The sequence below is a fragment of the Actinoallomurus sp. NBC_01490 genome (assembly GCF_036227085.1).
Classification (GTDB): Bacteria; Actinomycetota; Actinomycetes; order Streptosporangiales; family Streptosporangiaceae; genus Actinoallomurus; species Actinoallomurus oryzae.
In genome coordinates, this window is sequence record NZ_CP109433.1 from 1968388 (window position 1) to 1982191 (window position 13804).

General features: G+C 71.0%; 14 protein-coding genes. 3 read left to right on the plus strand and 11 right to left on the minus strand.

The genetic code is table 11. The features are described 5' to 3' along the window. The first annotated feature begins 42 nt into the window (after positions 1 to 42). Entirely contained in the window at positions 43 to 1962 is a 1920-nt protein-coding gene (locus OG417_RS09750; protein WP_329252897.1) for a GMC family oxidoreductase N-terminal domain-containing protein, read from the plus strand. A 324-nt stretch (positions 1963 to 2286) separates the two neighbouring features. On the opposite strand, the gene OG417_RS09755 is transcribed toward OG417_RS09750, so the two are convergent. After that, a complete protein-coding gene (locus OG417_RS09755) occupies positions 2287 to 2877 on the minus strand; it encodes a DUF4126 domain-containing protein (protein WP_329252901.1) in 591 nt (196 codons plus the stop codon). Positions 2878 to 2991: 114 nt separating this feature from the next. Here OG417_RS09755 and OG417_RS09760 point away from each other — a divergent pair, with 114 nt between their 5' ends. Then, entirely contained in the window at positions 2992 to 4032 is a 1041-nt protein-coding gene (locus tag OG417_RS09760) for an SGNH/GDSL hydrolase family protein (RefSeq protein ID WP_329252903.1), read from the plus strand. Positions 4033 to 4042: 10 nt separating this feature from the next. On the opposite strand, the gene OG417_RS09765 is transcribed toward OG417_RS09760, so the two are convergent. From OG417_RS09765 to OG417_RS09775, 3 genes are all read right to left on the minus strand, one after another. After that, positions 4043 to 5056 (minus strand): LLM class flavin-dependent oxidoreductase, encoded by a 1014-nt coding sequence (locus OG417_RS09765; protein ID WP_329252908.1) that lies wholly within the window; start codon positions 5054 to 5056, stop codon positions 4043 to 4045. Between the two features lie 434 nt (positions 5057 to 5490). After that, complete coding sequence (locus OG417_RS09770) at positions 5491 to 5868, minus strand: VOC family protein (RefSeq protein ID WP_329252910.1); 378 nt, start codon at positions 5866 to 5868, stop codon at positions 5491 to 5493. Between the two features lie 131 nt (positions 5869 to 5999). After that, a complete protein-coding gene (locus OG417_RS09775; protein WP_329252912.1) occupies positions 6000 to 7499 on the minus strand; it encodes an aldehyde dehydrogenase family protein in 1500 nt (499 codons plus the stop codon). A 329-nt stretch (positions 7500 to 7828) separates the two neighbouring features. On the opposite strand from OG417_RS09775, the gene OG417_RS09780 reads away from it, so the two are divergent. Further along, positions 7829 to 8506, plus strand: a complete 678-nt coding sequence (locus OG417_RS09780; RefSeq protein WP_329252915.1) for a CHAP domain-containing protein — start codon at positions 7829 to 7831, stop codon at positions 8504 to 8506. On the opposite strand, the gene OG417_RS09785 is transcribed toward OG417_RS09780, so the two are convergent. The 7 genes from OG417_RS09785 to OG417_RS09815 all read right to left on the minus strand — a co-directional run bounded on the left by OG417_RS09785 (position 8500) and on the right by OG417_RS09815 (position 13715). After that, positions 8500 to 8817, minus strand: coding sequence for a winged helix-turn-helix domain-containing protein (locus OG417_RS09785; RefSeq protein WP_329252918.1), 318 nt, complete (start codon positions 8815 to 8817; stop codon positions 8500 to 8502). The genes OG417_RS09780 and OG417_RS09785 overlap by 7 nt on opposite strands. Continuing rightward, a complete protein-coding gene (locus OG417_RS09790; RefSeq protein WP_329252921.1) occupies positions 8814 to 9266 on the minus strand; it encodes a hypothetical protein in 453 nt (150 codons plus the stop codon). Before OG417_RS09790 ends, OG417_RS09785 begins: the two co-directional genes overlap by 4 nt. Before the next feature lie 119 nt (positions 9267 to 9385). Then, on the minus strand, positions 9386 to 10012 hold the full coding sequence (locus OG417_RS09795) for a response regulator transcription factor (RefSeq protein WP_329252924.1): 627 nt from the start codon (positions 10010 to 10012) through the stop codon (positions 9386 to 9388). After that, a complete protein-coding gene (locus tag OG417_RS09800) occupies positions 10009 to 11211 on the minus strand; it encodes a sensor histidine kinase (RefSeq protein ID WP_329252927.1) in 1203 nt (400 codons plus the stop codon). Before OG417_RS09800 ends, OG417_RS09795 begins: the two co-directional genes overlap by 4 nt. Continuing rightward, the gene (locus tag OG417_RS09805; RefSeq protein ID WP_329252930.1) at positions 11169 to 11981 is read right to left on the minus strand and encodes an ABC transporter permease; all 813 of its coding nucleotides are present in this window, start codon (positions 11979 to 11981) and stop codon (positions 11169 to 11171) included. Before OG417_RS09805 ends, OG417_RS09800 begins: the two co-directional genes overlap by 43 nt. Beyond that, positions 11978 to 12823, minus strand: a complete 846-nt coding sequence (locus OG417_RS09810; protein ID WP_329252933.1) for an ABC transporter ATP-binding protein — start codon at positions 12821 to 12823, stop codon at positions 11978 to 11980. Before OG417_RS09810 ends, OG417_RS09805 begins: the two co-directional genes overlap by 4 nt. Before the next feature lie 97 nt (positions 12824 to 12920). Further along, a complete protein-coding gene (locus OG417_RS09815) occupies positions 12921 to 13715 on the minus strand; it encodes a site-2 protease family protein (protein WP_329252936.1) in 795 nt (264 codons plus the stop codon). Between the last annotated feature and the right edge of the window lie 89 nt (positions 13716 to 13804).

Consider the following 13804-nt stretch of genomic DNA (forward strand, 5'->3'; position numbering starts at 1 on the left):
CGGTATGGTTTGCCGAGGTTCCCCCAAGCCCCGGAGGCGGCCGTGTACGACTACATCATCGTCGGTGCCGGCAGCGCGGGCTGCGTGCTCGCCAACCGGCTGAGCGCGGACTCCAGCACGCGCGTGCTGCTCCTGGAGGCCGGACCACCGGACGACGCTCCCGAGATCCACATCCCGGCCGGGCTGCAGGCCCTGTTCAAGGGCCCGTACGACTGGGACTTCACGACGACGCCGCAGGAGAACGCGCACGGACGCGGCGTCTACTGGCCGCGCGGCCGCACCCTCGGCGGCAGCTCGTCGACGAACGCGATGATCTACATCCGTGGCCACCGGCACGACTACGACACGTGGCGCGACGAGTACGGCTGCAAGGGCTGGGGGTACGCCGACGTGCTGCCGTACTTCCGCCGTGCCGAGGACCAGCAGCGCGGCGAGTCCGCATACCACGGCGTCGGCGGGCCGCTGCGGGTGGAGGACCTGCGGTACAAGCATCCGCTGACGCGCTCGTGGGTCGAGTCCGCGAAGGCCTTCGGTCTGCCGGCCAACGACGACTTCAACGGCGCCGAGCAGGACGGCGTCGGCTACTACCAGGTGACCCAGCGGCGCGGCCGGCGCTGGTCGGCCGCCGACGCGTACCTGCGGCCCGCCCTCGACCGTCCGAACCTCACCGTGACGACCGACGCGCTTGCCACGAAGGTGCTGGTCGAGAAGGGCCGGGCGGTCGGCGTACGGTACGTTACCGGCGGCCGCGCGGAGGACGCGCGCGCCCAGCGCGAGGTCATCCTGTCCGGCGGCGCGGTCAACTCGCCGCAGCTGCTGATGCTGTCCGGCCTCGGCCCGGCCGACCACCTTCGCTCACTGGACATCGACGTCGTGGCCGACCTGCCCGCCGTCGGCGCCGGTCTGCAGGACCACCCGATCGTCCCGGTCATGTGGCACACGCCGGGCACGAAGGCGATCTGGGAGGGCGTGAACCTGCGGAGCCTCCTGCTCTGGCAGGCGCTGGGCCGCGGGCCGTACGCCTCCAACGTCGCGGAGGCCGGCGGTTTCGTACGGACGTCGCCGGGCCTGCCGGCGCCGGACCTGCAGTACCACGTGCTCGGCACCCCGTACGTGGGACAGGGCCTGGTCGACGTGGCGGAACGCATGATCTCGGTGTTCGTGACGGCGGTCGCCGTGGCGAGTCGCGGCACGATCAGGCTGAGCTCGGCCGACCCGCGCTGGAAGCCGCTGATCGATCCGGCCTACCTGCGGGAGCGCGCCGACCTGGAGGTGCTCCTGGCCGGCGTCCGTCAGGCGCGGGAGATCGCGGGGAACCGTCCGTTCGCGCGGATCAGCGGCGGTGAGGCGCGTCCGGGCGAGGACACCGACGTGACCGACTGGATCCGGCACGAGGTCGTGACGCTCTACCACCCGACCAGCACGTGCGCGATGGGCGGGACCGACGACGCGGTGTGCGACCCGGAGCTGCGCGTCCGCGGTGTCGACGGCCTGCGCGTCGTGGACGCCTCAGTGATGCCGGCCGTACCCCGCGGCAACACGAACGCCCCGACCATCGCGATCGCCGAACGCGCCGCCGACCTGATCATCGGCGGTCCGCTCCTACCTTCCGCCGATCTGACGGCCGGTGTGCCCGGAGCGGCCGGGCCGGCGGAGGCGACCACGCTGCTCGATCTGCCCGGGGCGGCCGCGGAGCCGACGACGGTCCTCGACCGGCCCGGGGCGGACATGGAGCCGACCACGGTGCTCGATCGCGTCGAAACGGACGCGGCGCCCCCGACGGTGATCGAGCCGGTCGAGACGGGTGCCGAGCGGACCAGGGTGATCGAGCCGGTCGAGGCGGACGAGGCGGACACCGAGGAGACCACCGTGCTCGAACCGGTCGACGCCGAGCCCGTCGAGCGGGCCGATGCGGAGCCGCGGCCGGCCGCGCCGGCGAAGCCCGTGGCCGACGAGGACTGAACCGGGCCCCATACGAGAAGTCCCGCCCGGCCGGAGAAACTCCGGACTGGGCGGGACTCGGCGCTCAGACGGCCGCGGCGTCACCGCGCCCGGTCCTTACGGGCCCGGCGGGTGGCCCGTACGTCCGCGCTGAGCTCACGGACGTGCTCGTTCATTAGTGCCTGGATGATGTCGGGGTGCATCGTGGCTCCTCGTGGTGCGGACCGGTCGGTCCGGCCTCGCACTCATAAGGTTCGTTCTAAGCGGGGTGCCCCCGCATCGGGACGATGCACTATCTCCGCCTCCTGACGGGCCTTGCGCGGCCTCAGAAGGACTCAGCCGGCCTTAGACCGCCTCAGACCGTCTTAGACGTCGCTTGCGAATCCTGCGGATCAGCCGCCATCCGATCAGGACGAACACGATCAGGAACAGGATGACGAGCGCCGGGATCAGCACCGCGATGAGGCTCACCGTCAGCGACATCGCGTCTTCGGCCGCGCTCACGAAGGGCGTTCCGAGGCCGACCGTGCCGGCGTTGACGACGGGACGCGCGCCGGCCTTGGTGAGGTGCACGCACAGTGCGACGACGATGCCGAGTACCCAGCCGACCCAGGGATGGCCGGCCATCCACGCGGAGTGGTCGATCCGCGCGGCCGCGTCCGAGGCGGCGAAGACGGCACCGCCGGCCGCGGGCCGTACGAACGTCTGGATCGCGTCGTTGACGTGGTCGACGACGGCGACCTTGTCGAGGACGACTTCCACGGCGAGCAGGGCCGCCACGGCGAGGAGCGCCCATCCGTTGCTCATCCACGCGAACTGGTGCGGCAGCGTGACCGCGTCGGTGAAGCGGGCGAGCAGGCCGACCACCAGGATCGGGATGTAGGCGTTCAGACCGGCCGATGCGGACAGGCCGAGCCCGGTCAGGGTCGCGAACATGCCAGGTAAGACGTCTTCGAGGCGAAGGAAGGTTCCGCCGGGAACCCCGCGCCCTGTCGCGAGCGTCGATTTTACGGGCGTATGTGACAGTCTTTGCGTCGGGAAGGCGGAGGTATGGCAGTGGTGTGGCGCCGGATTCGTACGCGGCGTGGCGCCCTGGTCGCCCTTCCTCTCGCGTTGGTGCTGCTGGCCGCGGTCGTCGCCGTGCCGATCGGGGTGTCGCGGCGGTGCCGGATCTTCGGGCAGGGCTGCCGGGCGCCGCACATCCGGCTCAAGCCGCCGCCCAGGGCACTCACCCCGCTGGAGGCCGCCACGCGCGGCGGGTACGTCGCCCTCGGCGACTCGTATTCCTCCGGCGAGGGAGCCTGGAGTCCCAGCGCCGACCGCGCGTACGCCAACGGCGGTGCGGAGGACTGCCACCGCTCACGGCAGTCCTACTTCCCGACGGTGTCGCAGGCGTACCGGTTCGCCAAGGCAGGCGGCTTCTGGGCGTGCAGCGGCGCGCGTACCGAGAACCTGCTGAACACCGGGGAGCGCGGCGAGCCACCGCAGATCGACCGGCTGGCGGCCGACACCAGCCTCGTGACGCTCAGCATCGGCGGCAACGACATCGGCTTCTCGCAGATCGTCCAGAAGTGCGTCGTGAAGCTGCCCTGGTCGTCGGCGTGCCGCGACCAGAACACCGACATCCGCACGCGGATGGCCGCGTTGCCCGGGTCGCTCCGCTCGGTGCTCGACGGGATCGCTCGGCGGGCACCGTACGCGCGGGTCCTCGTGCTCGGCTACCCGCGGCCGTTCCCGGTGCGGCCACAGCGGTCCATCGACAACATCGGCACCGCCGACCAGGGCTTTCTCAACGGGATCGTGCACGATCTCGACTACACGATCTACCTCGCCGCACGGGACGCGGACCGGCGTCTCGCCGCGGCGCGGAAGCCGGGCAGCGTGGAGTTCGTCGACACGTATCAGGCGTTCACCGGCCATGAGCTCGGCACCGCGCAGCCGTACCTCAACGCCCTCGACCTCAGCATCAGCGAGCTCGTGGCGGCCCGCAGCTTCCATCCGAACTCACTCGGATACCAGAAGTTCGGGGAGCTGATGAACCGTCAGATCCAGGCCGGCCCGGGGCGGCAGATCTACCAGTGGGGTCGGTGACTCCGCCGGCTTACGCGCGGGCCGCCTCGGCGAACGCCTCGAGCTCGCCGGGGACGTCCGGACCGGCCGGAACGTACACGACCTCGGTCACGCCGGCGGTGCCGGCCTCGTCGGACCGGGCGGCGACGGACGCGGCGTCACCGGTCCAGCCGTACTCCAGGATCGCCGGTCCCGCCGCGGTGACGAGGGCGCGGTCGCGTCCGGTCAGCCGGGAGAGGTGACCCTGGTGGACGATGAGGTGGTGTTGGCCTTCGGGCCGCGCCGCCCCGATCGCGGCACGCCACTCCCGGCCGCCGGGCATGGCGTCGACCGCCTCACCGCGGCTCTGCCACGCGGCGTGAACGATGCTCGCGTAGCCGGGACCGGCGGCCTCGATGACGCGCGGGCTGGTGTGATCCTCGCCCGGCCGCAGGACGGTGCCGAACCTGAGCAGCGCACACTCCGTCCATTCGCAACCGGAGCCACGGTCACCTTCCGGTGGCATACCGGTCATGACGACGCGTGGCACGCCGAGCTTCCGTGCCGTGGTGAATCCCTTCGGACCCGAGGCCGCCACCCACAGGGGCACGTCGATCGGCCGTGGGGGTCCGAAGCCGGGCAGGTGCGTCATCTGACACGGTCGGCCGTCGATCTCGACGACCTCGCCGCCGAGCAGCGCCCGCACCTGCCGGACCTGGCGGGCGAGGTCCGCCCATGCGACGGGCCTCCTTCCCAGGGTGTGCCGAGCCGTGTAGCCGGTCCCGAAGGCCACGGTCAGCCGGCCGGGCGCGAGTTCATGAACGGAGCCGATGGCCGACGCGGTCACCATCGGGTGCCGCAGGCTCGGTACGGCCACGCCGGTGGCGAGCCCGATGCGGTCGGTCTCGGCGGCGATGCGCGCGAGCGCCACCCACATGTCGCCGTGAAGCACCGGTGAGTCGAACAGCCGGACACGCCGGTAGCCGAGTCGCTCGGCGAGCCTGGCCCGGTCGACGACATCGGCCGTCGGCGGGAGCGCGCAGGAGTAGCCGGGGCGGTGCGTCATGACCGGCCCGCGGCGGGAGCGTGCTCATTGAGGCGGCCAAGGAGGTTCTGGCCCGCGACGGCCTGGCCGCGTGCACGGCGCGCGCGGTGGCCGACGCCGGCCCGCTGACCAAGAGCGGCCGAAAGCGGCGCTGCTGTGGTTCAGCTACTGGGTGGACGTTGCCGCCCGCGAACTGAACCAGGCGATCACCGAGCCCCGGTACGGACCTGCGCACCGGCGACGAACCCCGTTCCGGCCGGAGGGCGTCCCAGCCAGAGCGGGATTCGACGGCGGTGCGCAGACCTCGTCCGGCCCCTGCCCATCTGATGATCGGGCTAAGGAGGCCACTCCCACATGGGGACTATGCACTATCCCGGCGTCTCAGGTGGCGCCTTAGACGAAGACATGCCCGGATTTGACCGTGCCGGCCGGCGCCCGCCCTTCACGTTGCCGTGTCAGGCGTTCCAGTCGACGAGTTGGACGATCACGCCGTTGGGGTCGCGCACCTGGAAGGAACGTTCGCCCCACTCGTCCACGGTCAACGGCATGGTGATCGGTACGCCCTCGGACTTCAGCCGTTCCAGCTCGCCTTCGAGGTCGTCGACCACGAACGCCAGGATCAGGCCGGACGCGTGGTCGTCCCGCTGGTCGGCGGGCAGCGTGGCGAGGCCGCGCCGCAGGAAGACGACGTTCAGGCCGGCGTCGTCGCGCGTCAGCGACGCGAAGCCGTCGGCGGACATCTCGGTTCGGAACCCGAAGTGCTCGGCGAGGAACGCGCTGGACGCCGCGACGTCGTCGACGTTCAGTGACACGGCGGATGCGGTGATGCGCAAGGCGGCGACTCCCTTATCTCTGTACTTCGTACAATGTACATCGTACAGAGTAAATCCACGACGTCACATCGCGCGGCGCCGATGTGGCGGCGCGCGCTCGAGGGACTTCGTCGACGGGGAGAGGCCGGCGCCTACTTGTAGCGTCGTCCGTGCAGCAGGTTGACCAGTTGCAGTGCCCGGGCCATGTCCTTGTCGGTGCGTTTGAACGACGTCAGGTTCATCGCCGAGAACCGCTGCCGCGTGATCGACTTGGCGCGGGCGAACTCACGGAGGCCGTCCGCGCCGTGGATGCGGCCGAAGCCCGAGTCGCCCACCCCGCCGAACGGCAACGAGGGGACGGCCGCGAACGCGATCACCGCGTTGATCGAGGTCATGCCGCCGCGCAGGCGGCGTGCGGCGTTCATCGCGGCCGACCTGCTGCCCGAGAAGATCGCGCCCGCCAGGGCGTACCGGCTCGCGTTGGCGCGGGTGACGGCCTCCTCCAGGCTCTGCACCCGGTGCACGGTGATGGTCGGGCCGAACGTCTCCTCGCACACCGCCGACGAGTCCTCCGGCACGTCCAGGAGGATCACCGGCTCCACGTACGGCTCCTTCACCGACGCGGGGCCGCCGACGATCGCCCTGCCGCCCTGGGCGACCGCGTCGTCGATGTGGCGCTTGATGATGTCGAGCTGTCCCGGCATGGTGATCGGCCCGTACGACGCGCCGCGGTCCTCGCCCGGGCGCAGGGCGCGTGCCTGCTCGGCCAGCCTGTCGACGAACGTCTCGTACACGCTGTCCACCACGTAGACGCGCTCGACGCCCGTGCAGGTCTGGCCGGCGTTCGACATGGCGCCCCACAGCGCGGCCTCGGCGGCGGCCTCCACGTCCGCGTCGGCGTCGACGATGAAGGCGTCCTTGCCTCCGCACTCGGCCACGATCGGGGTGAGGCGCTCGGCGCAGGCGGCCATCACCTTGCGGGCGGTCGGCGTCGAGCCGGTGAAGGCGATCTTGTCCACGGCACCGCCGGCCAGTGCCGCGCCGGTCTCGCCGAAGCCGGTTACGACCTGCAGGATCGGCTGCTCGGGCACGACGCTCGCGACCATCTCGGCGAACAGCGTCGCGACACCCGGGGTGTACTCCGACGGCTTGCACACCACGGCGTTGCCCGCCGCCAGGGCGTACCCGATCGAGCCCACGGGCGTGAACAGCGGATAGTTCCACGGCCCGATGACGCCGACCACGCCGAGCGGCTGGTACTCCAGGATGGCCTTCTGGTTGACCGACAGCAGGCCGGAGGGCACCCGGCGCGGCCCGAGGACCTTCTCCGCCTTTCGTGCGGCCCAGTCGAGGTGGGTGATGGCCAGGACGACCTCGAGCTGGGCGTCCTCGATCGGCTTGCCGGTCTCCCGGTGGATGAGGGTGGCGACCCGGTTGAGCGACCGCGTGAGCGCGCCCTTGATGTTCAGCAGCCGGATCCGGCGTTCTTTCCATCCCAGATCGGCCCACCACGCCGCCGCGCCGCGGGCGCGTTCGATCGCGGCGTCGACCGCTTCCTTCCCGTGGACCGGATGCTCGCCGACGATCTCGCCGGTGGCCGGGTCGAGGGACTGGAAGCTCTCCGTGGTCTCGGCGTCCATGGTCGCTGTCATCGCCACCACCCACTAGAAGGGGATTCTGTTGCAGGTAAATTACCGCAACCGATACAGCCCGGCCCGGACGTTTCCGGCCCCTGCGGTCGAGGCACCGCAGGCACCAGCGATCACCCTTTTCCCCCTGGTAACAGCGAGGAGTGCCAATGTGGCTCGGATCACGCTCGCATGGCTTCTGACCTGGGCTTTTGTCTTGCTACGTTGCGATAAATCTTGTGGTACACCCCTAAGTCTCCCGCAAGTCCTCGGTTCGGCGCGCCCCTCGTGCCTTAGATCATCTTCCACGCGTCGGCCGGCTCCGGAGCGGCAGGAAGCCAAGGAGTCCCCCCGTGTCCCTTTCCCCTCGATATACAGCGATCCCCTTCCGTGAGCGTCTCACGCTCCCGTTCCGCGAGGGCCTCCCGTTCCGCGGGCGTCTCACGCTCCCGATCCGGGGGCGTCTCGCGGCCGTCGTCGCCGCCGTCATGGCGGTCGTGGCGGCGGCGACCATCGTGATCGGGGTGCTCGTCGGGGTCCAGCGCCCGCTCCCCACCGCCGCCGACGCGCTGAAGGTCGCCCTCTCCCAGGTCGGCACCACGGAGGACGCCGCCGGCGGCAGCAAGTTCAACCAGTGGTTCATGTCCTCGCCGTACGCCCGTGCCGGCGTGGAGCGGGACGGCGGATCGGTCGGCGACTACGCGAACGCCAGCTGGTGCGACATGTTCGTGACCTGGGTCGGCGACAAGGCCGGCGTCAAGGGGATGGGCGGCGACGCCTTCACTCCGTCACACGCCCGGTGGTTCAAGGACCAGGGCCGCTGGGGGACCGTCCCCAAGCCCGGCGCGGTCGTCTTCTTCTCCTGGAGCGGCGGCGGCATCGGCGACATCGACCACGTCGGCCTGGTCATCAGGGACAACCACGACGGCACCATCCGTACGGTCGAGGGGAACACGGACGACGCCGTGAAGATCCGCACCCGCGGCACGGACAGCGTCGTCGGCTACGGCTACCCCGACTACGGTCACTGATCTCCGGCGGGAGCCGGCGCCGCGCGGCCGACCAGTTGCCGTAGGGCCTCGACGTGGCCCTCGAAGGCCGTACGGCCTCGTGGGGTCAGGGTGACCAGGGTGCGCCGTCGCCGGCCGGCGCCCTCCTTGCGAACCTCGGCGTACCCGGCCTCGGCGAGGGTGGAGACCTGTTTGGAGAGCGCGGAGTCGGAGAGTTCGAGGCTTTCCTTGAGGAAGCCGAACTCGGCCCACTCGGTCGCCGAGAGCAGCGCCATCAGGCTCAGCCGCGTCGGCGGATGGATCAGTTCGTCGAAGCCCGCCGGGGTGGTCACGCCGCCCTCCGGTGCAGCAACGTCCGGTACACCGGCTGGACGACCGCGATGTAGGCGATGATCAGCACGCCGATCAGGGTGTGCCCCATCGGTACGTCGATCCGCTCGACCAGCCAGAGCCCGCCGAGGGCGAGGGCGCCGCTGACGGCCGCGACGCCGCCGAGGACGGCCCAGAACCGGCCGGTCAGCTGGGACCGGTGCATGACCGCCTTGGCGCGCCGACCGGCACGGGTGAAGCAGGTCAGGGCGGCGACCACGGCGACGAAGAAGAGGCCCAGTTGCACGGCCAGGGGGCCGGGAAGATCCAGTGTCGCGAAGCCGGCGAGCATCACGACCATGCCGGCGGCGTCCCAGCCGCGGTGCCGACCGCGCGTCGCGCCGTCGATGACCTGGTTGCGGCGCCTGGCGATCTCCTCGAGTCCGGCCTGGGCGTCCTCGATGTGGTTCATGGCGATCCCCTTTCCTTTGACTTGCCTACTAGGAAAGTTAACGCTTCACTTTCCCGGTAGGCAAGTCAAAGGGCGAAAACTTTTCCGCGTGCCTCGCCGGCCGCCTTGCCGGTCGTGGCTCAGCCGCCGGGAGGGGGCAAGATGCCGCGTTCGAGTGCGGCGGTGACCGCGGCCGTACGGTCGGAGACGTCCAGCTTGCCGAACGTCCGCAGGAGATGGGTCTTGACCGTCGCCTCGCTGATCAGCAGCTCGCGTCCGATCTCGGCGTTCGTACGGCCGCGGGCGACCAGCCGCAGCACCTCGATCTCGCGCCGCGACAGCTCCACCGGCGAGCGCATGCGGGACACGAGCTTGGCCGCGACCGACGGCGCCAGCACGGTCTCGCCCCGCGCCGCCGCGCGGATCGCCTGGGCCAGCTCGGCCCGCGACGCGTCCTTGAGCAGGTAGCCCGCAGCGCCCGCCTCGACGGCGCGCAGGATGTCCGCGTCGGTGTCGTACGTCGTCAGCACCACGACCCGGGTCTCCGGCCGCTGGGCGAGCACGCGCGAGGTCGCCTCGACGCCGTCGCCGCCGGGCATGCGCAGGTCCATCAGCACGACGTCGGGCTCGTGCGCGCGCACCGCCGCGACCGCCTCGGCGGCGCCGCCCGCCTCGGCCACCACCTCCAGGTCGTCCTCGGCCGCGAGCATGCCGCGCAGCCCCTCGCGTACGACCGGGTGGTCGTCCACCAGCAGGATCCTGATCACGCCGGTACCTCCACGATGATCGACGTGCCCTCGCCGGGCCGACTGGCGATCTTAAGGGTGCCGCCGACCTGGCCGGCGCGATCACGCATGCCGCGCAGGCCGAAGCCGCTCGCCGCCGCCGGGTCGAAGCCCCGGCCGTCGTCGCGTACCTCCAGGCGCACCGCCGTCTCGCCGTAGTCGAGCGCGATCTCCACGCGACCCGCCTTGGCGTGCTTGCGGACGTTCGCCAGCCCCTCCTGCGCGGTGCGCAGCAGGACCACCTCCGTCCGGGCGGCCAGCCGGCGCGGCTCGCCGGAGACGACGCACTCGGTGTCCACGTCCAGTTCCTCTCCCAGGCGGTCCGACAGCCGGCGTACGGCCTCGTCCAGCGATGAGTCGCCGAGAGCGGCGGGCGGCACGGCGGCCACGAGGGCGCGGGCCTCGGCGAGGTTCTCCCGCGCGGTACGGACGGCCAGGCCGAGCTGCCGCCGTGCCTCCGCGGGATCGGAGCCGATGCGCGGCTCGGCCGCCTGCAACAGCATCAGGATGCTGGTGAAGCCCTGCGCGAGCGTGTCGTGGATCTCGGCGGTGAGGCGTTCGCGTTCGGCCATGGCCCCGGCCTCCCGGCTCACCTCGGCCAGCTCCGCACGGGTCGCCTCCAGCTGCTCGATCAGCTCCCGGCGTTCGCGGCTCTGGTGGATGATGCGCTCCACCCAGAGCCCGAAGAACACCGAGAACGCGATGCTCACGACGGTCCAGATCAGGAACGACATGATCGAGCCGACAGTGTGCGAGCCGCGCAGGAACCGCGCGGCCGGGGCGACGTTGAGCAGCACCATCCCCAGGCACGCCAGCCACCACTCGGCGATCATGTAGCACTGCGGGCAGAGCGCGAACAGGATCAGCGCGCTCTCCGGCGCGGCCAGCGACGCGGCGGAGGACAGCGCGATCAGGCCGAAGACGTACACATAGGGGAGCGGCCCGCTCCGTTCCATCCCGAGCAGCCGCCGCCCGACGAGCAGGTACCAGGGGGCCATGGCGAGAAGGAGAACGCCTGCGACCGTCCCCGTGGGCCACAGGTCGTTCTCCGATGTCACGTAGGTGACGGTGGAGACCAGGACCAGGGCGAAGTAGCTCTCCCAGCGTCCGAGCCCCAGCTCCCACGCGTTGTCCTCGCTCATCCGTCGTCGCGTCGTTTCCAGCGGAAGGTCGTCAGGCACAGGACGAAGCCTGCTATACCCCAGGCCGCCAGGACCAGGGCGGTCCTGCCGTGCTCCCACGAGTGCGCGGGCTCGGCCGGCAGCAGGGTGTCGGGCAGCAGCGCCGACCGCAGGCCCTGGCAGATCCACTTCAGCGGGAACACCGCGCCGGCCTCCTGCACGCCCTTCGGCAGGTCGGTGAAGGTGAAGTACACGCCGGAGAGGAACTGCAGCACGAGGTAGGGCACGTTGAGCACCGCCGCGGCGCCCCGGCCCGAGCGCGGCACGCTGCTGACCGCGACGCCGAGCAGGGTGCAGACGGTCACGCCCGCCACGAAGACCCAGGCGAAGGTGAGCCAGCGCTCGGGCGTGCTCGGCGGCTTCAGCCCGAACATCAGGTTGCCGAGCAGGAAGAGGATCACCGTCTCGGCCAACGACAGCACCAGCGCCGTGATCGTCTTGCCGATGAAGTACGCGGACGGCGGCATGGGAGTGCCGTACAGGCGCTTCAGCGTGCCGTCGTCGCGCTCCTGGGCGATACCGACGCCGAGACTGATGAACGTGGTGGACGCGATGCCACTTGCGATGATCCCGGCGGCGAAGTACTGCCGGAAGTCGACGTTCGTGCCGTCGACCCGGCCCTTGAAGATCGTGCCGAAGATGAGCATGAGGACGATCGGCATCGCGAAGGTGAAGGCCGCCGCCTCCCGCTCACGGATGAAGGTCCTCAACTCCAGCGCGCCGCGCGAGAGCCCGATCCGCAGCGCGGACGGCATCACCTGGGTGGTCATCGGTCCGCTCCGATCATGGTGAGGTAGATGTCCTCGAGGGTGGGCCGGGTGACCGTCAGCCCCGGGACCTCGCCGTCGAACTTGTAGCTCAGCTCGGCCACGACCTGGGTGGGGGAGTGGGTCTCGAGCGTCTGCGGCCCTTCGGGGCCGGTCCAGCTCACGCGGGCCTTCGCCGCGGACCGGCCGCCCAGCTCCCGCGGCGTGGCGACCTCGACGAGCCGTCCGCGCGCGATGACGCCGACCCGGTCCGCGAGGGCCTCGGCCTCGTCCAGGTAGTGGGTGGTCAGCAGGATCGTCGTGCCGTCGCCCGCCAGGCTCTCGATCAGCTTCCAGAATCGCCGCCGCGCGTCCGGGTCGAAGCCGGTCGTCGGTTCGTCCAGGAAGACCAGCTCCGGGCCGCCGATGATGCCGAGCGCGACGTCGACCCGCCGGCGCTGCCCACCGGAAAGCTGCGACAGGCGCGCCCCGGCCTTCTCGGTCAGCCCGACGGCCTCGATCACCTCGTCGGGATCGCGCGGGGCCGGGTAGTAGCCGGCGAAGTGCCGCACCGCCTCCCGTACGGTGAGCTGGGGCCGCTCGTCGGAGGTCTGCGACACGATGCCGATGCGGGCCCGCCAGCGCCGCGTGGGCCGCCCGGGGTCGGTGCCGAGCACCGCGACCTCCCCGTCGGTCCGCCGCCGGTGTCCCTCGAGGATCTCGACCGTCGTGCTCTTGCCCGCCCCGTTCGGCCCGAGCAGGGCGAACACCTCACCACGGGGAATGTCCAGGTCGACGCCGTTCACCGCGTCGACGTCGCCGTAGCGCTTGCGCAGGCCGCGTACGCGCACCGCCGTTTCGTTCATACCGACAGCGTCGCGGCGGCCGGCGCCTCACGCGATCGGCGATCCGGTCATTCCCGTGTCCACCGAACGACGGACACGCGCGGCCCGGCTCACATGATCAGCCCAGGCCGACCTTCTGCCAGAACTGGAACAGGGCGTGGCCGACCGTGGTGAGGTCGGTGTTGATGCCGAACAGGTCGGTCAGGTGGTAGATGATCGAGAAGAACCCGCGGTTGATCGGGCCGATCCACAGCAGCGCCATCAGGGCGATGAACGCGTAGCCCCCGACCCGGTTGGCCTGGGCCACCCACGAGCGCGGCAGGTACGGCTCGACGATGCCGAAGCCGTCCAGCCCCGGCACCGGCAGGAGGTTGAGCACCGCGGCGGTGACCTGCAAGAAAGCCAGGAACGCCAGGGCGCTCCAGAACAGGGCGTGGTCCAGGCTCGTCGCGAGCTGCGTCAGCACGACGCCCAGGACGATCGCGAAGGCGAGGTTGGCGAGCGGGCCGGCCGCCGAGATCAGGCTGTGCCGCAGCCGGCCGCGGATCGCGCCCCGGTTGATGTAGACCGCGCCGCCGGGCAGGCCGATGCCGCCGAGCAGCAGGAACAGCACCGGCAGCAGGAAGCTCAGCGCCATGTCCGTGTACTTCAGCGGGTTGAGCGTGAGGTACCCCTTGGCGGCCATGCTGCGGTCGCCCGAACGCCAGGCGAAGAACGCGTGCCCGAACTCGTGCAGGCACAGGGACACGATCCAGCCGGAGACCACGAACACGAACAGCAGGATCCGGGCCGACTGCCCCACATCCGTGCCGTAGCGCCACACGGCCAGCCCGGACAGGGCGAACAGGCCGAGGACGAACAGGAAGACGGGGCTGGGCCGCACGGAGGACCGCAGGGCGGTGACGTTGCTCATTTGAATCCTCCGAGGAGACCCCGCCGTTTGGGGCGGGGAGGAATCGGCGCCTTGCGGAGCAGTGCATGGGTAGCCGGATCGCCGTCACG

What these genes read in the sequence shown, in the direction of transcription:
- OG417_RS09755 (WP_329252901.1), bottom strand. Translation starts at nt 2,877, where the DNA reads ATGTTCGCGACCCTGACCGGGCTCGGCCTGTCCGCATCGGCCGGTCTG.
- OG417_RS09760 (WP_329252903.1), top strand. Translation starts at nt 2,992, where the DNA reads ATGGCAGTGGTGTGGCGCCGGATTCGTACGCGGCGTGGCGCCCTGGTC.
- OG417_RS09765 (WP_329252908.1), bottom strand. Translation starts at nt 5,056, where the DNA reads ATGACGCACCGCCCCGGCTACTCCTGCGCGCTCCCGCCGACGGCCGAT.
- OG417_RS09775 (WP_329252912.1), bottom strand. Translation starts at nt 7,499, where the DNA reads ATGACAGCGACCATGGACGCCGAGACCACGGAGAGCTTCCAGTCCCTC.
- OG417_RS09790 (WP_329252921.1), bottom strand. Translation starts at nt 9,266, where the DNA reads ATGAACCACATCGAGGACGCCCAGGCCGGACTCGAGGAGATCGCCAGG.
- OG417_RS09805 (WP_329252930.1), bottom strand. Translation starts at nt 11,981, where the DNA reads ATGACCACCCAGGTGATGCCGTCCGCGCTGCGGATCGGGCTCTCGCGC.
- OG417_RS09810 (WP_329252933.1), bottom strand. Translation starts at nt 12,823, where the DNA reads ATGAACGAAACGGCGGTGCGCGTACGCGGCCTGCGCAAGCGCTACGGC.
- OG417_RS09815 (WP_329252936.1), bottom strand. Translation starts at nt 13,715, where the DNA reads ATGAGCAACGTCACCGCCCTGCGGTCCTCCGTGCGGCCCAGCCCCGTC.